This window comes from Enterococcus raffinosus (assembly GCF_018917525.1).
In the GTDB taxonomy this organism is placed as follows: Bacteria; Bacillota; Bacilli; order Lactobacillales; family Enterococcaceae; genus Enterococcus_A; species Enterococcus_A raffinosus_A.
In genome coordinates this window covers 29,800-53,565 of the sequence record NZ_JAHLOS010000002.1, presented here as the reverse complement: position 1 = coordinate 53,565, position 23,766 = coordinate 29,800, and the positions used below count along the sequence as shown (strand labels likewise).

Here is a 23,766-nt window from a genome sequence, read left to right as displayed (position 1 = left end):
AGGCAACTAATGGAAATTTCAATTCCGAAAGATTTTATAATTGGAGCAGCAGCATCGGCTTGGCAAACAGAGGGCTGGAAAGGAAAAAAAGCAGGGCAAGACTCTTTTATCGACAGCTGGTATAAAAACGAACGGTTCGTTTGGCATGAAGGCTATGGTCCAGCCGTGGCGACAAATTTCATGGAAAATTATGAGAAAGATATCGCGTTGATGAAGGAGATTCATTTGACTCATTATCGAACCTCCATCAATTGGTCACGCTTTTTTATAGACTACGAAAAGTTGATCGTAGATGAGGAGTATGCCGCACACATTGATGAGATCATTGATGGGCAGATTGAAGCAGGAGTAGAGCCAATGATCTGTTTAGAGCATTACGAGGTGCCGTCCTATTTGCTGGATACCTATGATGGGTGGTCTTCTAAACATGTCCTTGAGCTATATGTACAATACGCACAGATTGCTTTTGAACGCTATGGTGATCGCGTGAAAAATTGGTTCACCTTTAATGAACCGATTGTCGTTCAAACCAGATGCTATTTGGACGCCGCGCGCTGGCCCCATGAACAAAACACGAAAAAATGGATGCTGTGGAACTATCATAAGGCCTTAGCCACGGCCAGAGTAGTTGAATGCTATCATCGGACACAAAATGACGGACGGATCGGCTGCATTTTGAATCCTGAAATGGTCTATCCTAGATCAAGTTCTGTGGAAGATCTTCAGGCAGCAAAAATGTATGATTTGTTCTTTAATCGGGTATTTTTTGATCCGATGATTAACGGTGAATATTCTGAGGAACTGATTCAAGTATGTAAAAAGCATGAGATTTATTTTGAGCCGACAAACGAGGAGCTTGAGGTTATCAAAAACAACCCCGTTGATTTTCTTGGGATCAATCAATATTATCCAAAACGCGTCCGTGCGCCAAGATATGCTTGGAATGATCAAACGCCCTTCCATCCAGAAGCTTATTATGAGAGCTTTGATCTTCCTGGGAAACGCATGAATAACTCTCGCGGCTGGGAAATCTACCCAGAGATTATGTATGACATGTCGATGTATCTAAAAAATAATTACCGACCGATTCCTTGGTTGATCACAGAAAATGGAATGGGCCGCGAACAAGAGGAATTGTATAAAAACGAGGATGGCATCGTTCAGGATGATTATCGCATTGATTTCATTTCACAGCATCTCTACCATCTATTGCGAGGGATTGAAGACGGATCGACCTGTGAGGGGTACATGCTTTGGGCCTTTACCGATTGTGTTTCACCTATGAATGCTTTTAAAAACCGCTATGGGTTGGTTCGCATTGAATTAGATGAACAACGTACGCGATCATTGAAGAAATCAGCCTATTGGTATCGTTCACTAGTGGATGATCGGAAGCTCATTGTTGAGGATGAAAAAGATTTTAAATAGACAAATAGCTCTCCAACCATTGGTATAAATGATTGGAGAGCATTTGTTTTACGACTTATTTACTTGTCCTTGTAGCTGGATCGAGTTTGCGTTCGACGATACTCAAAATCCAGTCGGTCATGATTGCCATCAAAGCAGTTGGTAAAGCACCTGCTAAAATGATTGCGGTCCCGTCTGTTGCGTTGGTTCCGCGGATGATGATATCACCTAATCCGCCGGCTCCAACGAAGACGCCGATGGCAGTAATTCCGATCGCTACGACTAGTGCGTTCCGAATGCCGGCCATAATCACTGAGACAGATAATGGAAGCTCGATCATATATAGCCGCTGCCAATTGGTCATTCCCATGCCAGTTCCGACATCTAACGCATTTTTATCGACTTGCCGCATGCCGGTATAGGTATTTTTGATGATTGGTAGCAGTGAGTACAAGAAAACGGTCAAAATTACGACATTGACACCAAGACCCATCCCGATCATTAAAACGGAAATCATCGCTAAAGAGGGAATGGTTTGAATGACATTAGCTAGCCGAATTACCCAGTTAGCTAATTTTGTATGCCGAGCGATGAAAATCCCCAGAGGAATCCCGACGATTGCCGCAAAAATTACTCCGTAAATCGAAATCAAGAAGTGGCGTATAAATTGCGTGAAAATAATACTGCCATTCGTTTGATAGTATTGAATGAATTGTTGAAATGTATTTAAATTTTGCATTACGCTCACTTCCCTTCGAAATAGTTATGTTCTTTTAGAAAATCTTCTGCAACGATTTGTGGTTCCACAAGGTCATTATCTGCCCGATAGTTGAGCTTTTGCATCTCTTCAGTAGAGATTTTTCCAGCTAAACGTTCTAACGCGTCTTTGACCTCTGGATCGGTTTTTAATAATTTATTTGAAACGATCGGTGCCGCATCGTAAGGCGGGAAGAAGCGTAAATCATCTTCTAGCATTACAAGGTCATAGCTAGCGATACGGCCATCTGTTGAGTAACCGAGAACGATATCCATTTTTTTCGCGGACAACGCATCATAGACGAGGCTGACCTGCATAGGCAGAATAGAAGAAAACTCGAAACCATAAGCCTGCTTAAAGCCTTCATAGCCATCACCTTTACGCGTAATCCAAGAGGTATCTACCCCAGCTTTTAATTCTCCCGCAACGCGTTTCAAATCACTGACCTTTTTCAGGTTGTATTTTTCCGCGGTGTCCTTTCGAACTAAGAACACATACGTATTGTCAAAGCCGTAAGAAGGAAGCCACGTCTGATCAAAGCGCTTCTCAAACTCATCATGGACGATGGTAAAGGCTTTTTTAGGATCTTTTTCCGCAGGCAGCTGCAGGATGGAAGATAAATCCGTTCCTGTATAACGTGCGGATGAGATGGACGCGTCGTCTTTCAACATCGCTTGATGATTGATCATATTGGTGGCCAGGTTATTGATCACCGTCGTTTTCTTGTCAGTATAATGCTCGACCATTCCAGCAGTGATACTTCCAAGAATTTGCATTTCTGAGGTGATTCCTCCGGTGACAGCGATAGTATCTTCGTCATCGTTGGAGGCTAGACCAGGAAAAGAACAGCTGCTTAGGAATAGTAGGGAAAGTCCCAGTAAAACGAACATTCTTATTTTTTTCATGGGTTAATCCTCCTTCCTTAGTGCTGCCGGAGTCATCCGATCTTCCAATAATCCTAAAAGCAGATCAATGACCAGTGCCATTAAAATAACTGGAACAGTTCCAGCGATGATCAAAGGCGGTTGGAAGTTATTTAACCCGCTGAAAATCAAATCACCTAGGCCGCCTGCGCCGATATAAGAAGCGAGTGTAGCCCATGCGATTACATAGACAGCAGCTAAACGAATCCCTGCCATGATCGTCGGAACCGCTATAGGCAATTCAACCGTAAAGATCGATTGCAAGTTGGTCATGCCCATTCCTTTTGCAACATCACGATAATTGCGATCGACATTTTTCATACCGATAAAGGTGTTTCGCAAAATTGGTAAAAGCGAATAAATAAATAGCGCGATGATCGCCGGAAATTTTCCTACACCGAAGAAAGGGATCATCAGTGCTAATAAGGCAAGTGAGGGGATGGTTTGCAAAACGCTAGCAATCCCGATTACTAAATTTGAAATTTTTGGCAGGCGGGTCAATACGATCCCTAAAGGAACAGCAACGAGAATCCCTAAGCCTAAAGCGATGGCTGAGATGTATAAATGTTCAGCGCTTTTTGTCAGCATTTGCCGACCATATTCATTGATGAATGCTTGCATAATTACGCCTCCTCGCTAGTGATGTTTTCAGCTGCATCTCCGAAAGTATCTTCCTCACCCCAAAGAACGTCATAGATAATATCCACAAGTGAGACTCTTGTTAGAATACCCACAAGGTGATTGCCTTCATCTACAACGGGAACATATTTTACGCCGCGTTTCAGAATCCGTTGTAAACTGTCGCGTACCAAAGCTTTTTCCTTCACGTAGAAAACCTTTGGATTAATGATATCACCGATGCTTGTCGCTTTTCCTCGCCGACGTTCGCGGTCGATTGTTTCAACGTCAACAAAGCCCTTCAGGATATTGTCCTCATCAACGACTAAAAGAGTATCTACCCGTTTTTCCCGCATTAGGCGAATCGCATTTTGCAGGCTTTTTTCTGGGGTGATGGAAACAGCTGTGTGCATCATGATCTCGCCAACTGTTGTGGTATCTGGTTTTGCTTGCAATAAGCGATCCTCACCTAATAATTCTTCGACAAACTCATTGGCCGGATTTTGCAAGATATTTTCTGGTGTATCAAATTGAATGACTTTCCCGTTATCCATAATGGCGATCCGGTTCGATAATTTTAATGCTTCGTCCATATCGTGAGTAACAAATACGATTGTTTTCCCTAGCCGTTCTTGTAAATCCTTTACAAGGTCCTGCAATGAATCACGAGTAATCGGATCTAAGGCACCGAAGGGTTCATCCATCAAAATGACATCTTGGTCAGCCGCAAGCGCACGAACAACCCCGATTCTCTGTTGTTGTCCACCTGATAATTCATGGGGATAACGATCCAGCATGTCTCGCGGCAATTCCACTAGGTCAATCATTTTTTCTGCGGTTTTGTTCTGTTCTTCTTTATCGACTTTCAATAGTCGTTGAACAAGAGTAATGTTGTCGCGAATTGTCATATGTGGCATCAAGCCAATATTTTGAATGACATAGCCAATCTGACGGCGTAATTCAACGGGATTTTTCTTTTGAATATCTTCCCCGTTAATCCTGATTGTTCCTTTAGTTGGATCGATCATACGATTGATCATTCGCATGGTAGTCGTTTTTCCGCTTCCGCTGGTCCCAATCAAACAAATAAACTCTCCCTTATTGAAAGAAAGGTTGACGTCTTCCACTGCTACTTTGTTTCCATTGTAAATTTTAGAAACGTGGTCAAATTCAATCATCTTCTTTGCTCCTTTTTAATTGTTGGAAATCTTCCAATTTTTTTCCTTTTTTACGGTCAATATCGTTTGTTAGATCTCAAATGAGAACAGCAAAAAGTATCAATTGAATGTAAAAAAATGAACATAGTTATAATTTTAGTATGCAACAAGACGCGTTTAAAAACAAATAGACCGCTCTTTTTTGGTCAAAAAGAAGCATTTTAAACCGATTTCATTGGATGGTGAATAACGTTCTTAGAATGATTTTTCATCGTTGCTTTGAGTCTCTACATCGAGTATCAGAGCTCATAAAAAACATTTTTTATCACTAAAAAAAAATTCCAACAATTTTGGTCTTTTTTCTATTTACATCGTGAGGAAGAAAATAGCACAGTGCTTTTCAATAGGATTGACCCATGATAGAATAGCGGAGGAAAAGAGGAGAAGCTATGTTAACCACAGAAGATTTTGATTTTGATTTACCTGAAGAACTAATTGCCCAGACCCCTCTAGAAAAACGTGACAGTTCGCGTTTATTAGTGCTAGATCGAGAATCTGGCCAAATCGAGGATAAGCATTTTGATGAAATTATTGAAGAATTGAGCCCAGGAGATGCCTTAGTGATGAATGACACACGGGTATTACCTGCTCGTTTATATGGCGAAAAGCCTGAAACTGGAGGGCACTTGGAGGTATTGTTGCTGAATAATACCCAAGGGGATGAATGGGAAACGTTGATCAAGCCAGCGCGTCGTGCAAAAGTCGGCACTCGGATCGTCTTTGGGGATGGCCGCTTAAGTGCAGAAGTGAAAGAAGAATTAGAACATGGCGGGCGGATTGTGGAGTTTTCCTATGAAGGTATCTTTTTAGAAAACTTGGAATCTCTTGGTGAAATGCCACTGCCACCATATATCAAAGAACGCTTAGAAGATCCAGAACGTTACCAAACCGTGTACGCAAAGGAAAATGGCTCTGCGGCAGCACCAACAGCTGGTCTGCACTTCACGCCGGAATTATTAGAAAAGATCGCTGCAAAAGGTGTGAATCTGGTTTATTTGACCTTGCACGTAGGACTAGGCACATTCCGACCAGTAAGTGTTGAAAATATCGCTGAGCATCAAATGCATAGTGAGTTTTATCGCTTAACAGAAGAGGCTGCTGCCCAATTGAATGACGTTCGTGAAAATGGCGGAAAAATCGTAGCAGTAGGGACAACGTCAATTCGTACCTTAGAAACGATCGGAACGAAATTTGCTGGTGAGATCAAAGCTGACAGCGGTTGGACCGATATTTTCATCACCCCTGGCTATGAATTCAAAATTGTTCAAGCCTTTTCGACCAATTTTCATTTGCCAAAATCAACATTAGTGATGTTGGTAAGTGCATTTGCCGGACGTGAAAAAACGTTGGCTGCTTATCATCATGCCATAGAGGAACGTTATCGCTTCTTCAGTTTTGGCGACGCGATGTTCGTAAAATAATCGAAAAAAAAGTAAGGCGCTAGATGCAGGCAAGTGTTTAGTGCCTTTTTGTCGTTGAAAACAGGTCCTTAGAAGCTGAAGGAGGAAGAAAAACTGACAGCTATCTCGAAGTAAACAATTCATTTTTCTAGACCAATGAAAAATGAGTTTTATTCCCGCCACGCATACGAATCGACTATACATCTCGTACTTTATATCTCTTAATCAAGCAGACTTCTCTCTAACTAAGCAACCTGCTAAAAGTCGAACTCGCCAAAAAAAGCCAGGCTCTCGATAAGCCTGGCTCTTAGAATTTCGGAAGGATTAAATCATTCGAATTTTATATTACTTTATTGATACATGTAAAGTATTACATGAATTTCTTGACTATAAACATAAATATTTGTTTTTACTACGTTTTCACTTTTATTCAGTTTTAAGAAACTTTATCTTAATTACGTATCTTTTTACTTGTGTGTTTGATGTACTACTCAACCTCTGATACGCATTCACTATTTATAAAAGAAATACTTCACACATACATTTTGACAACTTTTCGGTGAATCTTGTATTACTAACAATTTTATTGTTTACTTTTTTCTACTTACCTATCGAGAAATCCTTCGAATGATTTAAGTTCCTCCTTCCTTGTATCTATAATATAGCACAAGTTATCAGAATATGGAAGCGATTACACCTGGTTATTTTAGATATCTATATTTGTTACTTTTTGACGAAAAGACAAGGTGTATGCTTTGAGTTCACGTACTTTTCTGTGTTATAGTAATAATATAGACAGGTTTTTTATAACAAAAGGAGGAATAGGATGGAACCCTACAAAGAGACAGTGGATGCTGTGGTTAGCGAATATGATGCTAGTTTGAATGATGGACTGACAGATGAAAAAGTCCAAGAGAAAGTAAAAAATAACGGAAAAAATAAGTTTGATGAAGCGCCTAAAGAATCGTTGGTAAAAAAATTTTTCCATAGTTTGACTGATTTTACGACGATTATATTATTGGTGGCCGCGGTGATATCTTTATACACTGCGATAGCTACAGACCATGGCGATTATTTCGAGAGTTTTCTAATTATTGCGATCGTTGTGATCAATTCAGTTTTAGCAATCGTCCAAGAAGGCAATGCGGAAAAAGCATTATCAGCCTTACAAGATATGAATAAACAAACCGCTACTGTTATACGAAATGGCAAGCAGGAAGAGGTGGATGCAGAAGACCTAGTACCGGGTGATACATTACTGCTTGAGTCAGGATCGATGATCACGGCGGACGCGCGAATCGCAGAAGCTTCGCAATTACGAGTGGAAGAGTCGGCATTGACTGGGGAAAGTGAACCAGTAATGAAGGATCCAGAGTATCAGGGCGAAGAGGACGATTCATTAGGAGATCGTTTGAATATGCTTTACAAAGGATCGACAGTAGTAAATGGTCGCGGAAAGGCTATTGTTACGGCGACGGGTATGAAAACTGAGATGGGGAAAATCGCTGGCCTTTTAAATAGTGATGAAACTCAAAAAACACCTCTGCAAAAACGATTAAATCAATTAGGCAAACGCATTAGTTTGATCGCTTTGGCAGCTGCGGCTTTTGTGTTTTTCATTGGTCAGATGCAAGGAGAACCAATGCTGGACATGTTTATCACGGCAATTTCATTAGCAGTTGCCGCTGTTCCAGAAACCTTGACCGTTATTGTGACCTTAACCTTGGCATTTGGCGTACAGAAGATGGCGCAGAAAAATGCGATTATTCGACGCTTGCCAGCAGTAGAAACGCTTGGATCGGCAAACGTCATTTGTTCAGATAAGACTGGGACTTTGACGCAAAATAAAATGCGGGTTCGTCGTGTTTGGACTCATGGTGATTCTGTAGTAGATACAGAAGAAGGCATGACGGAAGAAGCGATGGAGGTTCTGAGCATCGCAGCCTTGTGTACCGATGTCATTGTAGAAAATGATGACAATGAATTAGAAATCAAAGGAAACCCAACGGAAGCGGCGATCGTTCGCGCCGTGGAAGAAAATTATCATACGAAAGCTGAACTGGAAGAAAAATATCCGCGAATTGGAGAAATACCATTTGACTCAGATCGAAAGATGATGACGACTGTACATAAGCGCGGGAAGAAATTTATCTCCATTACAAAAGGCGCTTTCGACGTTTTATATCCAAAATTTCATTATGGTGATGTGGATCAAGCGGCGATTGTCAATGACCGCTTTGGGAAAAAAGCCCTGCGGGTTATTGCGGTAGGCTATGCGATCCATGAAGAAGAACCGAAAGAAATTACTTCAGAAGCTTTAGAGAAAAATTTACGTTTGATGGGGCTGATCGGGATGATCGATCCACCTCGCCCAGAATCAAAAGCAGCTATTGCACGCGCCAAAAAGGCGGGCATCAAAACGGTCATGATCACAGGGGATCATGTCGTGACTGCTGGAGCAATCGCAAAAGAACTAGGAATCATGAAGAGCCGAAAAGAGGCGATTTCAGGTGCTCAGCTGCAAAAAATGACTGATGAAGAGCTAGACGATCGTGTCAAGGATCTATCTGTCTATGCTCGAGTAACACCGGAGGATAAAATTCGAATTGTTAAATCTTGGCAACGGTCAGGTGCTGTCGTGGCAATGACTGGTGATGGTGTCAATGACGCGCCGGCGTTGAAAGCCAGCGATGTCGGCTGTGCGATGGGGATCACAGGAACAGATGTGGCCAAAGGCGCAGCCGATATGGTTTTGACTGATGATAACTTTGCGACGATCGTTGATGCAGTTGCCCGCGGCCGTTCTGTTTATCAAGGGATTCGCAAAGCGATCAATTTCTTGTTAAGCTGTAATATTTCAGAGATTTTCATTGTGGTTATTGCTATGCTGCTAGGTTGGGGAGCGCCTTTTACAGCCGTTCAATTACTATTCGTAAACGTAGTTGCTGATGGTCTGCCAGGTTTTGCATTAGGTAGAGAACCGGCAGAAGCGGGGATTATGGATGAAAAACCAATTCCTCGTGATGAGGGAATATTTGCCCGTGGGCTTTGGAAGAAAATTGGCTTGAATGCAGCAGTCTTTACTGTAGTGACATTGATCGGTTTTTATATCGGGGCTTTTGTCGAACATATTAGCTACTTTACTCCGCCTAGTTTAGAAGTTGGTCAAACTGTGGCATTCTTGGTTTTAGCTTACTCATCAATACTACATGTATTTAATGTTCGCAGCAGCAAGTCGATTTTCAAAGTCGATTTAGCTACGAATAAATCATTAGCGCAAATGGCTTGGTTGGCACTAGGAATTACCACGGCAATTGCTTTGATTCCGCAAACTCAGGAGCTGTTCTACTTGGTTCCGATTAGCATGAATCATTGGATCATCGCGATTCTGCTTTCATTGGTTCCGATTATTGTGACGGAGTTGATTAAGTTCCACAAAGCACCAGAAGTCGATCCAGAGAATATTTAAGAAGAAACGCTAAGTTGAAATCAGCTTAGCGTTTTTGTCTGGACTGAAAATAATCGGTTCTAATTTATAAAAATAGTTAAATATATCGTTTATCAATAAAAAAATATTGAATATCAATTTTTCGAATGCTAATCTATGGGTATCAAATTTAGTGAGGTGTTTTGATGAAACTCAAGGTCAATTTGCTTAAACTGGCGTTAGTTATTATTTCATTCTTAGTTCTCTTTGTCACAGTGATTTTTACTTTCCAATTTTACTCGGAGAAAAAAGACGTGGTTAACAGCATCTTTCTCATTGCGGTTTTTGGCTCCGTTTTGTTAGGATTTCGTGTGTTGTTTTTATTGAATCGAATTTTGAATTTTATTAAGGGTGCGGAGGCTTTTTCTGACAAGACGTTGAAGGTTGTTTCGAAAATTAAGAAGCTGATTCTTTTGATTAGTATTGTGTTTTTGGGAATTTTACCGTTTTTCTATCGAGTTGCTGATCGGCAAGATGCTCCTGGTGTATTGGTAATCGGTTTGGCGTTTGTTTCGATTCCGTTCACGGCGTTTGTCTTTTCTCAAATTGTCGAGGAATTATTTAAAAGTGCCACTGAGTTGAAGAGTGACAGTGAGTTAACCATTTAGGGGGAAACAGATGGCGATTATCATTGATTTAGATGTTGTTTTGGCACAGCGGAAAATGAGTGTGAGCGAACTTTCAGAAAAGGTAGGAATTACACTCGCCAATATATCAATCCTAAAAAACAACCGAGCAAAGGCGATCCGGTTTTCAACGTTAGACAAGATCTGCGAAGTTCTGGAGTGCCAACCTGGTGATATTATAAAATATCAAGAAGATTAAAATAAATAGAGCCTTTGGTGGTTAAGCTGGATTCGTTGTTTTAATCTATCTTAAGCTCCAGATAGAAAGTTGCAAAAGCGGTTTAAAACCAGTATTATGATACAAGTTGCAGACTTATACATATAGAAGAAAGTAGGAAATTAAATGACAGAACCTGCCATTTCTTATCGCTTAATAAAGAAAGAAAAACATACAGGAGCTCGCCTCGGTGAGATTATCACGCCTCATGGAACGTTCCCGACGCCAATGTTTATGCCAGTAGGGACTTTGGCTACCGTAAAAACGATGTCACCGGAAGAATTAAAGGAGATGGGGGCTGGTATTATCTTGAGCAATACCTATCATCTTTGGTTACGTCCTGGAGAAGATTTAGTTGCGGAAGCAGGCGGCTTGCACAAATTTATGAATTGGGATCAGCCGATCTTAACTGATTCTGGCGGCTTCCAAGTTTTCTCATTAGCGGATATGCGAAACATCGTTGAAGAAGGTGTCCATTTCAAGAATCATTTGAACGGCTCAAAAATGTTCTTATCACCAGAAAAGGCCATTGATATTCAGAACAAATTAGGCTCCGACATCATGATGAGCTTCGATGAATGCCCTCCCTTTGATGAAAGCTATGATTATGTCAAAAAATCAGTGGAACGGACTTCACGCTGGGCGGAGCGCGGCTTAAAAGCCCACGCCAATCCAGCGACTCAAGGGCTATTCGGAATCATTCAAGGTGCTGGCTTTGAAGACCTGCGTCGTCAAAGTGCCAAGGATCTTGTCAGCATGGACTTCCCTGGCTATTCAATCGGCGGACTTTCAGTCGGTGAACCAAAGGAAGAAATGAATCGCGTCTTAGAATTTACAACCCCATTGATTCCAGAAAACAAACCACGTTACTTGATGGGCGTAGGAGCTGCGGATTCATTGATCGATGGTGTGATTCGCGGTGTCGATATGTTTGACTGTGTGTTGCCAACGCGAATTGCCCGTAATGGTACCTGTATGACTTCAGCTGGACGATTAGTTGTTAAGAATGCGAAGTTTGCGCACGATTTCCGTCCATTGGATGAAAAATGTGATTGCTATACTTGTCGTAATTATACCCGTGCCTATATTCGCCATTTGATTCACTGCGATGAAACCTTTGGAATCCGTTTGACGTCTTACCATAATTTATATTTCTTGATCAATCTGATGAAGCAAGTTCGTCAAGCGATTATGGATGATAATCTATTAGAATTCCGCCAAGCCTTTTTTGAAGAGTACGGCTTTAACAAGCAAAACGCAAAAAGTTTCTAAAGTCTGAATAAAAAAGCTAGTGTAACCTTGAAAACTTTGTTACAGTTAAAAGTGGATTTACTAAGAATGCGAGGGGAAATTTAAAAATGGGAAACTTTTCAATGATTATCTTACTTGTGTTGATGCTGGGAATGTTCTTCTTTATGAATCGTTCTCAAAAGAAACAACAACAAGAACGTCAAAATTTATTAGATGCAATGAAAGTTGGCGATAGCGTCGTAACGATCGGCGGATTACATGGCGTAATCTCTGAAATTAATAATAACGACAAAACAGTTACGTTAGACTGTGAAGGAATTTACTTAATTTTCGATCGCGCGTCAATCAGAACGGTTAAATCTGGCGTACGCCCTGCTGCGACCCCGGTTGAACCAGCCGCAGTTGAACCAGAAACAGCTGAACCAACAGAACCAGTTGTTGAAGAAACACCAGAGGACAAAACGGAAGAGAACACAGAAGAAAAGTAAGATTTGTTTCTTGCTTCAATAAGCTCTAATTAGGTGCGTAGTTATACGCGCCTTTTTTGTGTTCAATTTTTCTAGCATTCGCTCTTCTGGCAATCAGTAAGCCAGTCGCTAACTGAAAAAACCAGATTGCTTATTATAAGTAAAAAATAAGAAAAATAAGTTTTAGAAAAAGTCCCAGTTTGCGCATATATTTTGAGAAAATAAGTAAAAGTAGTGTTTTGAATAGAATAATAAGGAGATTAAGAGAAGCTTTTATTTTCAAGCAAGTTTGTTTGAGAAATTGTGTGTATTGGAGGGGGAAAGAATGAGGAAAGGAAGCAAATTTTCGCTGTTTGTTCTGTTTTTACTTTTGGGCTCTTATATAATGACGGTGGGTTCAGCATTACCAATAGCTTCAACAGCGGCAAGCGATATTACAGAGAAGGTAAGCATTATTGGTTCGAAAGTATTAGACAACAATGGTGCTGAGAAATCAACAGACAATCCGATTCGGGTAAACGATTCGATTGTCATAATCTATTCATTGAAGATCAACCAAGAATGGATGAATCAAATTGAAGCAGGAGATACATTTATATTTTCCTTGCCGGATGATACTTATTTTCGTGTTCAGGATAATCTTTCAGCGCTATCATTGAAGGATTCGGTAACAGGAGAAATATTTGGTCAAGCTTCGCTAACAGGAAATTATTTGACAGTGACCATCAATGAGGCGGGCGCAAAGCAAAAAGTGTTGAATAATCTTCAACTAACAATCAGGATAAAAGCTGTAAAGACAGGGAGTGAGATTGATGCGGGAGGCAATGGCTCGTTGAATATACCTAAGCTTGAGATTGTTGAGTCGCATCTTACAACTGTTGATTTGCTTCAAGCTGAAATGAAAGTTGTAGGAGCAGGAAATATAGCGATTTCTAGAAATTTTGAGTATGTTATCGTAGATCAATCAGATAGAAGAAACCCCATTGCCTACGGAGTGACAGAGAGAATGCTGGATCAGCAGGGCGAGTCAGTGATGATTGATTTTTATAAAATGAAAACAGCAGATGGCACCTTCAAGGATAAAATTGAAAGTGATACAGACTGGCGAACACTGTTAAAGGATGGACATAGTTATTTGATTCATGAGGTTCCTGATCCTGAATACGTTGCTGTGATTACTGGAGGTGTTGGTGAGGGAAATCAATATGATTATCATGCTGGGAAAAATCAAACCGTTCGTTTTCGAATTCTGAAGCAACCGGCAGCAAAAGAACAATTGCCAACCAAAATTTTTGATATTCCAACGATAACCGTTCCTCAAATGAAAAAGATAGAAGACACAACCTCTATTGGAAGAGACGTTAAAAAGCAAGTAGCGAGCAATATCTTAACAAAAGAAACGACAACACCTGCATTGGCGAGCAGTTCTGATAAAGAAACGAAAGAAGAGAAAGGAATCAACTTGACGAAAACTGATTCGGCGACGGGAGAGAAACTTCAGGGGGCTGAATTTGAATTGAAAAATGCGGCAGGGGAAAAAATGTATCTTCGCAGGAAGTTAATCACTGATGAAAATGGCTTGCTTCATATCAGTTCCTTACCGGAGGGCGAGTATTCATTAGTAGAAATAAAAGCACCAGAAGGATATGTACTTGATAGTGACCCATTAAAATTTACTTTTACTAAAGAGGATAAATTAGTCGTATTAACAAAAGAGAATGCGAAGGAAGGGGAGACAGTTCCAGTAAAAAAAGAATTTCCTCAATCGTCAGAAACCCGTGAAGAATCTAGCAGCCAGCAAGCGAGCAAACCTAGCTCTGATTCAAAAAAACAATATCCACGGACGGGAGAATCAACAAATCAATTAGTAATGATCGTAGGCTTTGGCATACTGGGTGTACTTTGGATAGTTGGAAGAAAAAAGATAGGTAGATAAACAAGGCTAATCAGTGAAATGCTGGTTAGTCTTTTTATTTTTGCAAAAAAATGAGGAATTCTTGTCTAAAAAGCGATAAATAGGTTAGGGAAAACGTTCAACTAGAAAACAAGAAGTAATTTGTAAAAATCCAAATTATTAATAAGACGTTAAAAATTTGAAAAATATTATTTGAAAATAGCCTCAAAATAGACGAAAAATTTGAGAAAATGAATATAAAGAATTTTATATTTGGTTCAAGAAATTATTTATAGTTATTTTTTAGTGGTGCAATTGTAAGGTTGAATACAATTGAATGATTTATTGTTATTGCGGAAGAATAATGGAGGGGAAAGAGATGAGAAAAACAAAGACTGTACATTTGTTGATGCTTCTTTTACTAGTCAGCTCGTATATTGTCACTTTAGGAACGGTTCGGCCGGTCAGTTCAACAGCAGCAAAGGATATTACTCATTTGGTAGATATTACTGGATTAAAAATGAAAAAGGATAATGGATCGGAAGTCACAGAAGACAATAAGATAAATATCAGTGATACGATCCATCTGGAGTATTCTTGGGAAGTCAGTGAAGCGAATATGTCCCAAGTCGAAGCTGGAGACAGTTTTACCGTTTCTTTACCCGATCCTGAGTATTTTGGCGGTTATAGTGACGAGGGTCCGTACGATTTAGAAAATCCTTATGGTGAAAACAGTCTAGGTACGTTTAAATTGGAAGGCAATAATTTCATTGTGACGATTAACGAAGAAGGGGCAAGTCAAACAGTATTAAGAGATGGCTGGTTGACAGTAGATGTAAAAGCGTTAAAGGCTGGAACAGAAATTGACGGTGGTGGGAACGGTTCTACGAATATTCCAAAACTATATATCATCGATCCGGGCGGCGGTGAAAATCCAGGCGGTGATGATGAAGAATACCCAGAAGAAAGTCTGCCGTTTCGTAAAGATGGAAAACAGAATTTCGGTGAAAACAGCATCAATTGGTCCTTTATCGTAAATTATCAAGGGCTTCAAGAGTTGATTAATACCTACTCTGCTAATAAGGCGGCAGGGACTGAAACAAAGATAGTCCCTCGTGAGAACAGTCTGTTAATCGATAAGTTAGATCCTGGCATGAAGTTTCAAGAGGACTCACTTTATGTGACTGTTCCAGTTCAAACAATCACTACCTCAGGTAAAATGGGAACTCGGCTCGTGAAGAATACGAATAACTTACAAGTTCAATCTGAGTTTGAACGGATTTACCCTGAGGACGGCGAGAGTTATGAAACATTTATGAATCGCGTGAGAAATTCCCCAGCTACGAATAATCAGCGTGCTTATGGAGTTTACACCGACAGTGAAAATCGGGATACAGTCCTAGTGGCTTTTGGAGATTTACCGGGGGATCACGCAGAGTATAATGACGTTCACACAGGAGCGATCGCAAACGCCATTGCTTCTGATGATACTCTTAATGATATGCAAAAATCTGACTTACAAAACATTTATTGCGATCCGAATGAAAGTCCAGGGGGCGGAGGAATCGTTGCTTATGGCTTAAGTTTTACTGCGGATGTATTAGTAGGTGAGGGGTATGGAAATGGAACCTACGCAAATAAGGCGCAGTTTATCTGGGGCGATGATGGTTTAGAAGAGGATGAATGGGAAACGGAATTTCAAAGAATCGGTGGTGGTGTAGCTAGCGATTTTATTCAGGCCGAAAAAGAGGTTGAAGGTACGGGTGAATTAATTGAACCACGCCATTTCGAATTTGAGATTGTAGAAAAAGAAAATCCAGAAACCGCCATTGCCTATGGTATAACGAGTGAAAAAATAAGCCAAAAAGGTAAAAGAATAAAAATTGATTTCTATAAACAAAAGGATGCAAATGGGAATTATACTGAAAAGATCAGCGGAAATGAAGGCGCAAATGGCTGGGGCTCCGTTATGGTAGATGGTCATAGCTATTTGATCAAAGAAGTTGGCAGTCCAGAGTATTCATCAATGATCACCGGTGGGACAGGCGAAGGGGATCAGTACGATTACAATGCCCAAATAAACAAGGCGACTCAATTTCTGATACTGAATCGATCAACAATTAATCTGCAAGCCAAAAAGAAAATCACAGGAACAGCTGAGTTGACGGCTCCAGTTACTTTTACTTTCCAATTGAAGAACCAAGATAATCCTGTGGCCTATGGAAAAACAGTCGTTGATCAAAAAGATAAAGAGTATCTCATTGACTTTTATACTTCACCCACTTTTGAAGAAGAAACAAAAATTGATGACTGGAAAAACATTCTTAGTCCAGGTGAGCGATATACCTTAGAAGAAATAACTGCCAATGGTTACCACCCAACCTATAGTCATCGCAACGGGGAAAGCGGTGAATTTAACCCTGGAAACACGTTTACTGTAGATGATGAAAGCCAAAATACACTCCATTTCTTAGTCGAAAATAATAAAGAAAAACCGAAGGCAATTAAGGTTTCACTAGAGGCCAAGAAAGAACTGATAGGTCGCGAACTAAAAGATGAAGAATTTGATTTTGAACTGTATGATTCAACTGGCCAGTTGCTAGAAACCAAAACGAATAACGGATCGAGTATTACCTTTGCGTCACTGCCATTTGACAAGGTAGGTACTCACACCTACACGATCAAAGAAAAAGTTGGTACTGAAAATGGCATGAATTACGACCAAAAGACAGTCACAGCGACGATCGTGATAAGTGAAGCAGAGAATAAACTAGAAAGCACTGTTACTTATACCGATGATGACGGTCAGGAGAATAGCGCAAATGAATTCATCAATACCTTTAGTGAGATTGAACCAATCGAGGTCTCGTTAGAAGCACACAAATCATTGATGGGTCGCGAACTAAAAGATGAGGAGTTCGATTTTGAACTGTATGATTCGTCTGGGCAGTTATTGGAAACTAAAACTAATAATGGAACAGCCATCACTTTTTCACCATTGCCATTTGACGAGGTAGGGACCTACACTTACACGATCAAAGAAAAAGCTGGCGATGAGAATGGGATGAACTACGACCCGAAGACAGTAACAGCAGCTATCACGATCAGTAAGAAGGATGATCAGCTAGAAAGCCAAATCACGTATGTGGATGATGATGGTCAAGAGAATACTGTGAATATGTTTATCAACGTTTATAATGAAGAGCCGCCAACAGGAGGTTTTTGTATTAGAAAGGTGGATAACGAAACCAATGAACCGTTAGCAAATGCTGTTTTCCACGTATTTGATTCAGAAAATCAACGAGTCAAAGAAGATGAGATAATTAAAACGGATGAAGATGGTGTTGTTAGAGTTGATGGACTTCCCTTTGGTGATTATTATGCAGTAGAAGCTGATCCGCCTGAAGGTTATCAGATAGAGGATGAACCGATGAAGGTTTCGATTCATGAGGAAAGTCATGAAGAGAGGAACATAGTAACCAATCGAGATCCTAAGATCCAAACGGGTATTACATTGACCAAAATCGATTCAGTAACCAAGAAAAAGCTGCAGGGCGCCGAGTTTGAACTGAAGGATGCCTTGAATGCTTCAGTTGATCTAGGAAGAAAACTGATCACGGATGAAAATGGCTTGATCCACATCGATTCATTGCCAGCAGGTGAGTATTCGCTAGTAGAAATAAAAGCTCCGACAGGCTACAAATTAGATAGTGAGCCGTTAAAATTTACAATAACGAAGGAAAATAAATTAGTTGATTTGACCAAAGAAAATACCGTAGAACTTGTTCCGGATAAAAAGGTAACACCTACAGCGATGCCGACTGAGCAAAAAAAATCCACTCCTACCGCTCAAACATCGTCTGCTTCAACAAGTAAACAATACCCTAAGTTGAACATGTGGGAGAACGTTGTTTTAGCAATATTAGGTTGGAGTGTTCTAGGTGGATTATGGTTATATCTTAAGAAAAGGTAGAATGTTACTATAGAAGAAAGCTGTGTTTTCTCCAGACAGCTTTCTTTTTTTCGTTCAAGAAATCATAATTGTGAAAAAAGTTCTTTGATAGCGGTTTTATAAGTTCAAAATACCATAAAATCAAATGTTCAAACAATATTGATATTATGGCATTTGTTAAGAATAAAATATGGTGTGAAAAAAATCACAAAAAGTATTTACAAACGTTTGGCGGTGTTGTATGATGTGTATGTGAAAAGTAACACAAAAATTTTTAGGAGGATACACATGGCTAAAGCGATTGAAAAGGAAAAAGACGCAATCAGCGTTGAGCAAGTGATTGATGAATTAGCGGCAAAAGCAAATGTTGCTTTGAAAGAAATGGAAGATTTCGATCAAGAAAAAGTTGACCATATCGTTCACGAAATGGCAATGGCTGCACTAGACAAACATATGATGTTGGCAAAAATGGCGGTTGAAGAAACTGGTCGTGGGATTGTCGAAGATAAAGCAATCAAAAACATGTACGCATCAGAGTATATCTGGAACAGCATCAAACATGATAAAACAGTTGGCGTAATCGGCGAAGATAAACAAAAAGGATTGATTGAAGTTGCTGGACCAGTCGGCGTTGTTTGTGGTGTTACACCTACAACTAACCCAACTTCTACAACGATCTTCAAATCAATGATCGCATTGAAAACAGGGAATCCAATCGTATTTGCATTCCATCCAAGTGCTCAAAAATGTTCTGCTGAAGCTGCACGTATCGTTCGTGATGCTGCAATCGCGGCGGGCGCTCCTGAAAACTGTATCCAATGGATCGAAAAGCCATCGATCGACGCAACATCAATGTTAATGAACCACCCAGGCGTAGCAATCGTTCTTGCAACTGGCGGACCTGGCATGGTTAAATCAGCATACTCTACTGGTAAACCAGCTTTAGGTGTTGGTGCTGGTAACGTACCTTCATATATCGAAAAAACAGCGAAAATCAAACGCGCAGTAAACGATTTAATCGTTTCAAAATCATTTGATAACGGTATGATCTGTGCTTCTGAACAAGCAGTTATCGTTGACAAAGAAGTTTACGAAGAAGTAAAAGCTGAATTCCAAGCACATCAAGTATACGTTGTGAAAAAAGCGGAATTGAAGAGATTAGAAGACGCTGTAATGAACGAAGGCAAATATGCGGTTAACCCTGCAATCGTTGGTCATTCAGCTGAAGATATCGCGCAACGTGCTGGAATCAAAGTTCCTGCAGGCACGAAGATTCTGATCGCAGAATTAGACGGCGTGGGTGCTGATTACCCATTATCACGTGAAAAACTTTCTCCAGTTTTAGCAATGATCAAAGCAAATGATCACCAACATGGTTTCGATCTTTGCCAAGGCATGCTTGAATTAGGTGGATTAGGACATACAGCAGTAATCCATACTGAAGACGAAGATTTACAAGTGAAATTTGGTTTGCGTATGAAAGCTTGCCGTATCTTAGTAAATTCACCATCTGCAGAAGGCGGTATCGGTGATATCTACAACGAAATGATTCCATCATTGACACTTGGTTGTGGTTCATACGGTAAGAACTCTGTATCTAAGAACGTATCTGCTATTAACTTAATCAATGTTAAAACTATAGCGAAACGGAGAAATAATATGCAATGGTTTAAATTACCATCAAAAATTTACTTTGAAAAGAACTCTCTATTGTACTTGACTCAAATGGAAAATGTGGAACGTGTGATGTTAGTTTGTGACCCAGGAATGGTTCAATTTGGCTATGCAGACATCGTTCGCGAAGTTCTAGGTCGTCGTACAAATGACGTGAAAATCGAAGTATTCTCTGATGTTGAGCCTAACCCTTCAACAAATACTGTTTACAAAGGTTTAGAAATGTTCAACGAGTTCCAACCTGATACAGTTATCGCTCTTGGTGGTGGTTCTGCAATGGATGCGGCGAAAGGTATGTGGATGTTCTTTGAACACCCAGACACTTCATTCTTCGGCGCGAAACAAAAATTCTTGGATATCCGTAAACGTACGTACAATATCGGCAAACCTGAAAAGACTCAGTTTGTATGTATCCCAACAACTTCTGGTACAGGTTCTGAAGTAACACCATTTGCCGTTATCACAGATAGTGAAACACACGTGAAATACCCATTAGCAGATTACGCGTTGACACCAGACGTAGCAATCGTTGACCCTCAATTCGTTATGACGGTACCTGCTTCAGTAACAGCGGATACTGGTATGGACGTATTGACACATGCGATCGAGTCTTATGTATCTGTTATGGCATCTGACTACACTCGTGGATTGAGCTTACAAGCAATCAAGATCGTCTTTGAAAATCTTGAAAAATCTGTTAAAACGGCTGATCCAGAAGCACGTGAAAAAATGCATAACGCATCAGCTATGGCTGGTATGGCATTTGCCAATGCATTCTTGGGAATTTGTCACTCAATCGCTCATAAGATCGGTGGAGAATACGGCATTCCTCACGGACGTACGAACGCAATTCTATTGCCTCATATCATCCGTTACAATGCGAAGGATCCGCAAAAACATGCGATGTTCCCTAAATATGACTACTTCCGTGCCGATGCAGACTATGCTGATATCGCTAAGTTCTTAGGACTTAAAGGCAATACGACAGCAGAGTTAGTAGAAGCATTGATCGAAGCAGTTTACAACTTAGGAGCAACTTGTGGTATCGACATGAACTTGAAGGCGCAAGGCGTGACTCAAGAAACATTGAACACAACAGTTGATCGTATGGCTGAATTGGCTTATGAAGACCAATGTACAACAGCTAATCCAAAAGAACCATTGATTAGCGAATTGAAAGAAATCATCGTAACAGCTTACGATTACAAAGCGTAAAAAGTTTGAAAGTCATTTGAAATCAGATAATCTGATTTCAAATGGCTTTTTATTTTTTAGCAATCTATTCCAAAGTATTCTTGAAAAATTTGAAGGAGATAACAATAGTTCTTTTTGTTTAAAAAATTCAATTATTTTATGCAAAAATGGTCCTCTTTGATTGTTATAGTCTGTGAAAAACGATAGACTAGAATTAGGATAAGAGGAAGGATTCGAAGGCCATGGAGAAACTGAAACGAGAGATAAATGAGCTGGCTGAATCAACTGCGCGATTAGGTATGTTGATTGATTATTTAGTGAATGAAAAAAATTTAATGACAAGTAAGTCAAACCATATTTTTATGTTAGACATGCAGGATTATGTCGCTGCACTAAAGAGATTCACACCTTCGGATTCGGAAAAGTCTGTGGCGCTTCCTGAAATTAAACAAATCAATCAGTTGCTCACGCGGCAATATGAATTAATGAAAATGATCCAAAGAGACTATGCTCGGCTCGAGACTCAGGGAACGATCCCTGAAGAGTTGATTTTTGATGAGAACAAGAAAAAGCATTTTCGACGTTTACAGGTTATTAATCAATTATTATTACAGGACAATATCTTCTTCCAATCAATGTTAGATGCCAAAAAGATCAGCGGCAATATTCGGATCGGCGAAAAGAAAAATTGGCTGCAACGTCTTTTTGGAAAATAATAGAATGATAAATTAAAAGATTTCAAGTCCAATACTGGACTTGAAATCTTTTTTTGGAACCAGCGAGAAGTTACGATCAATTAGAAAATCACTCGATAAAAGAATTATCCGCATTAGCTTGTAGACATTCTTTCTAAATGGTATGATGAATTTTAAATACATCAGATAAATTTAAGGGAGGTTTTTATGAAAAATAGAAAGATGATTTTTGTCGTATTTATCGTCGCGTTGAATCTGCGATTGGGTATTTCTTCGATTCCGCCGTTAATCGGCTTGATTAAGCGGGCTTTACAGCTGAATAATTTTCAGGTTAGCCTGTTAACGAGTATCCCAGTACTTTGCATGGGTGTCATGGCTTTTGGTGTGAAGCGAATGCAGCAACGCTTTGGTCGCGACCGTAGTATTTTATTTTGCTTGCTCTTACTAGCAATTGGAATGGCCAGTCGGATTGTTTTCACAAATTATTGGAGTTTAATCCTTTCGGCAATCGTGATCGGGTTTTCCATCGCCATCATCGGACCTTTATTGTCAGGCTTGATTAAGGAATATTTCCCGCAGCAAACAGGGCTGTTGATTGGTATCTATTCCATCAGTATGGGTGTTGGTTCGGCGGTGGCTTCAAATTTTAGCCTTTCATTAGCTAGGGTTTCATGGTCGTTTGCTTTAGGTAGTTGGAGTATTTTAGCGGTTATCGCTGGGATCGTTTGGTCTTTTACTATGGAAAAGAAGGTGAGCCAATCCGCAGCGGCTAATGTTTCGAATGGTTTTCCTTTAAAGAAAATCCAAGCGTGGAAAATGGTTTTATTTTTTGGACTTCAATCGGGGATGTTTTATGGTGTAAGTACCTGGCTGGTGGAGCTGCTTGTTCAAAAGGGCATTGCGCGCGGGGAAGCAAGCTACTATTTAACTTTATTTGTCATCATACAAATGATTTTCAGCTTTGTTATTCCTGTTTTAATGGATCATTGGGGAAGCGCTAGAAGATGGATATTGTTTTGCGGCTGTTTGATACTAATGGGTGTGAGTTGTTTATTCACTAATACCTTTTTCTTATGGATCGCCGGCATTCTTATGATTGGTTTCGGTTTGGGCGGTTACTTTCCGATCGCGATGCTGTTGCCACTGCAGGCGAGTGAGGATCCATTGGAAGCTAGCTTGTGGACCGGAATGGTACAATCTTTTGGCTATATTGTTGGTGGTGCGATCCCGATTCTTTTAGGGATTTTCGTAGATATTTTTCAAACCTTCAATGTCTTTTTATATGGTATGATTATTTTGAGTAGCGGGATTTTACTGCTGACAATTCAAGGAAGAGGCTATGAAAATGACGAAAAATCGCAATCTGGTGAACGAGACGATTCAACAGCTAGAGAAGTACATTAAGCAAAATGAGTTAAAAATCGGAGATAAACTTCCAATTGAAAAAGAGCTAGCTGAAACGGTCGGAGTCGGACGTTCAACCTTGCGCGAGGCTGTTAAAATATTGGTTTATAGCAATGTTTTAGAAGTGAAGCAGGGTTCTGGTACCTTTGTCAAAAATGGTAATATCGGAGAATTTTCAACAAAGTCCCTTTTGCAAGCTCGTTCGATGATCGAGAGTCAGGCCGTTGTCCTAGCTACTAGGAATCAAACGGACGAAGAGATGCTCCGTTTAAAAGAGAGCTTGTTTCAACGAAATCAGCTGCTGGAGGCGGGAAAGTTCTCGGAGTATATCGAAGCAGATCTTTCGTTTCATCAGCAAATTGTAGCAATGAGCGACAATCCTTTCTTGATCAAGTGGTACAATGAGCTGCTGCCAGCGCTCAAACGTCATTTAAGCCAACAGGTTTTACGAATGGAAGACTATCAGGACAATACTAGTATTCATAATCAGCTTTATCGGACCTTGCTAGAAGGGCAGGCGAAAGAGGCCCAAGCGCTGGTTCAAAAAAATATCTTTACAGACGAAGAGGATGAGATCGAATGA

At 40.2% G+C, this 23,766-nt stretch carries 17 protein-coding genes; 13 read left to right on the top strand and 4 right to left on the bottom strand.

The window, feature by feature from the left end:
* The first annotated feature begins 9 nt into the window (after positions 1-9).
* The gene (locus KQI58_RS01925) at positions 10-1,428 is read left to right on the top strand and encodes a glycoside hydrolase family 1 protein (RefSeq protein ID WP_216406007.1); all 1,419 of its coding nucleotides are present in this window, start codon (positions 10-12) and stop codon (positions 1,426-1,428) included.
* A 55-nt stretch (positions 1,429-1,483) separates the two neighbouring features.
* Here KQI58_RS01925 and KQI58_RS01920 read toward each other — a convergent pair whose 3' ends face one another.
* The 4 genes from KQI58_RS01920 to KQI58_RS01905 are packed head-to-tail and all read right to left on the bottom strand — an operon-like array spanning position 1,484 to position 4,883.
* On the bottom strand, positions 1,484-2,146 hold the full coding sequence (locus KQI58_RS01920) for an ABC transporter permease (RefSeq protein ID WP_216406006.1): 663 nt from the start codon (positions 2,144-2,146) through the stop codon (positions 1,484-1,486).
* Between the two features lie 5 nt (positions 2,147-2,151).
* Entirely contained in the window at positions 2,152-3,069 is a 918-nt protein-coding gene (locus KQI58_RS01915; protein ID WP_216406004.1) for an osmoprotectant ABC transporter substrate-binding protein, read from the bottom strand.
* A 3-nt stretch (positions 3,070-3,072) separates the two neighbouring features.
* Positions 3,073-3,708 carry an ABC transporter permease gene (locus tag KQI58_RS01910; RefSeq protein ID WP_216406002.1) on the bottom strand — a complete coding sequence of 212 codons (636 nt, stop codon included), beginning with the start codon at positions 3,706-3,708 and terminating at the stop codon, positions 3,073-3,075.
* A 2-nt stretch (positions 3,709-3,710) separates the two neighbouring features.
* Positions 3,711-4,883: a betaine/proline/choline family ABC transporter ATP-binding protein gene (locus tag KQI58_RS01905; RefSeq protein ID WP_216406000.1), complete on the bottom strand. Its 1,173-nt coding sequence runs from the start codon at positions 4,881-4,883 to the stop codon at positions 3,711-3,713.
* 428 nt (positions 4,884-5,311) lie between these two features.
* Here KQI58_RS01905 and queA point away from each other — a divergent pair, with 428 nt between their 5' ends.
* From queA to KQI58_RS01845, 12 genes are all read left to right on the top strand, one after another.
* Entirely contained in the window at positions 5,312-6,343 is a 1,032-nt protein-coding gene (gene queA, locus KQI58_RS01900) for a tRNA preQ1(34) S-adenosylmethionine ribosyltransferase-isomerase QueA (protein WP_216405997.1), read from the top strand.
* An 805-nt stretch (positions 6,344-7,148) separates the two neighbouring features.
* Complete coding sequence (locus KQI58_RS01895) at positions 7,149-9,791, top strand: cation-translocating P-type ATPase (RefSeq protein WP_216405995.1); 2,643 nt, start codon at positions 7,149-7,151, stop codon at positions 9,789-9,791.
* A gap of 164 nt (positions 9,792-9,955) precedes the next feature.
* Positions 9,956-10,417 carry a DUF2975 domain-containing protein gene (locus tag KQI58_RS01890; protein ID WP_216405993.1) on the top strand — a complete coding sequence of 154 codons (462 nt, stop codon included), beginning with the start codon at positions 9,956-9,958 and terminating at the stop codon, positions 10,415-10,417.
* A gap of 10 nt (positions 10,418-10,427) precedes the next feature.
* The gene (locus KQI58_RS01885) at positions 10,428-10,634 is read left to right on the top strand and encodes a helix-turn-helix domain-containing protein (protein ID WP_216405991.1); all 207 of its coding nucleotides are present in this window, start codon (positions 10,428-10,430) and stop codon (positions 10,632-10,634) included.
* 144 nt (positions 10,635-10,778) lie between these two features.
* Positions 10,779-11,924, top strand: a complete 1,146-nt coding sequence (gene tgt, locus KQI58_RS01880) for a tRNA guanosine(34) transglycosylase Tgt (protein WP_137664790.1) — start codon at positions 10,779-10,781, stop codon at positions 11,922-11,924.
* An 86-nt stretch (positions 11,925-12,010) separates the two neighbouring features.
* Positions 12,011-12,391: a preprotein translocase subunit YajC gene (yajC, locus tag KQI58_RS01875; protein WP_253295735.1), complete on the top strand. Its 381-nt coding sequence runs from the start codon at positions 12,011-12,013 to the stop codon at positions 12,389-12,391.
* 304 nt (positions 12,392-12,695) lie between these two features.
* A complete protein-coding gene (locus KQI58_RS01870; protein ID WP_216405989.1) occupies positions 12,696-14,306 on the top strand; it encodes an LPXTG cell wall anchor domain-containing protein in 1,611 nt (536 codons plus the stop codon).
* A 337-nt stretch (positions 14,307-14,643) separates the two neighbouring features.
* A complete protein-coding gene (locus tag KQI58_RS01865; RefSeq protein ID WP_216405987.1) occupies positions 14,644-18,237 on the top strand; it encodes an MSCRAMM family protein in 3,594 nt (1,197 codons plus the stop codon).
* A 267-nt stretch (positions 18,238-18,504) separates the two neighbouring features.
* A complete protein-coding gene (gene adhE, locus KQI58_RS01860; protein ID WP_216405985.1) occupies positions 18,505-21,105 on the top strand; it encodes a bifunctional acetaldehyde-CoA/alcohol dehydrogenase in 2,601 nt (866 codons plus the stop codon).
* 221 nt (positions 21,106-21,326) lie between these two features.
* Positions 21,327-21,800 carry a hypothetical protein gene (locus tag KQI58_RS01855; protein WP_216405982.1) on the top strand — a complete coding sequence of 158 codons (474 nt, stop codon included), beginning with the start codon at positions 21,327-21,329 and terminating at the stop codon, positions 21,798-21,800.
* 186 nt (positions 21,801-21,986) lie between these two features.
* Positions 21,987-23,183, top strand: a complete 1,197-nt coding sequence (locus tag KQI58_RS01850) for an MFS transporter (protein WP_216405980.1) — start codon at positions 21,987-21,989, stop codon at positions 23,181-23,183.
* Positions 23,125-23,766, top strand: coding sequence for a FadR/GntR family transcriptional regulator (locus tag KQI58_RS01845; RefSeq protein WP_216405978.1), 642 nt, complete (start codon positions 23,125-23,127; stop codon positions 23,764-23,766). Before KQI58_RS01850 ends, KQI58_RS01845 begins: the two co-directional genes overlap by 59 nt.

Coding starts and splice junctions, on each gene's coding strand:
- KQI58_RS01905 (WP_216406000.1), bottom strand. CDS start 4,883: ATGATTGAATTTGACCACGTTTCTAAAATTTACAATGGAAACAAAGTA.
- KQI58_RS01850 (WP_216405980.1), top strand. CDS start 21,987: ATGAAAAATAGAAAGATGATTTTTGTCGTATTTATCGTCGCGTTGAAT.
- KQI58_RS01915 (WP_216406004.1), bottom strand. CDS start 3,069: ATGAAAAAAATAAGAATGTTCGTTTTACTGGGACTTTCCCTACTATTC.
- queA (WP_216405997.1), top strand. CDS start 5,312: ATGTTAACCACAGAAGATTTTGATTTTGATTTACCTGAAGAACTAATT.
- KQI58_RS01845 (WP_216405978.1), top strand. CDS start 23,125: ATGACGAAAAATCGCAATCTGGTGAACGAGACGATTCAACAGCTAGAG.
- KQI58_RS01895 (WP_216405995.1), top strand. CDS start 7,149: ATGGAACCCTACAAAGAGACAGTGGATGCTGTGGTTAGCGAATATGAT.
- KQI58_RS01855 (WP_216405982.1), top strand. CDS start 21,327: ATGGAGAAACTGAAACGAGAGATAAATGAGCTGGCTGAATCAACTGCG.
- yajC (WP_253295735.1), top strand. CDS start 12,011: ATGGGAAACTTTTCAATGATTATCTTACTTGTGTTGATGCTGGGAATG.
- tgt (WP_137664790.1), top strand. CDS start 10,779: ATGACAGAACCTGCCATTTCTTATCGCTTAATAAAGAAAGAAAAACAT.
- KQI58_RS01865 (WP_216405987.1), top strand. CDS start 14,644: ATGAGAAAAACAAAGACTGTACATTTGTTGATGCTTCTTTTACTAGTC.
- KQI58_RS01920 (WP_216406006.1), bottom strand. CDS start 2,146: ATGCAAAATTTAAATACATTTCAACAATTCATTCAATACTATCAAACG.
- KQI58_RS01925 (WP_216406007.1), top strand. CDS start 10: ATGGAAATTTCAATTCCGAAAGATTTTATAATTGGAGCAGCAGCATCG.
- KQI58_RS01870 (WP_216405989.1), top strand. CDS start 12,696: ATGAGGAAAGGAAGCAAATTTTCGCTGTTTGTTCTGTTTTTACTTTTG.
- adhE (WP_216405985.1), top strand. CDS start 18,505: ATGGCTAAAGCGATTGAAAAGGAAAAAGACGCAATCAGCGTTGAGCAA.
- KQI58_RS01890 (WP_216405993.1), top strand. CDS start 9,956: ATGAAACTCAAGGTCAATTTGCTTAAACTGGCGTTAGTTATTATTTCA.
- KQI58_RS01885 (WP_216405991.1), top strand. CDS start 10,428: ATGGCGATTATCATTGATTTAGATGTTGTTTTGGCACAGCGGAAAATG.
- KQI58_RS01910 (WP_216406002.1), bottom strand. CDS start 3,708: ATGCAAGCATTCATCAATGAATATGGTCGGCAAATGCTGACAAAAAGC.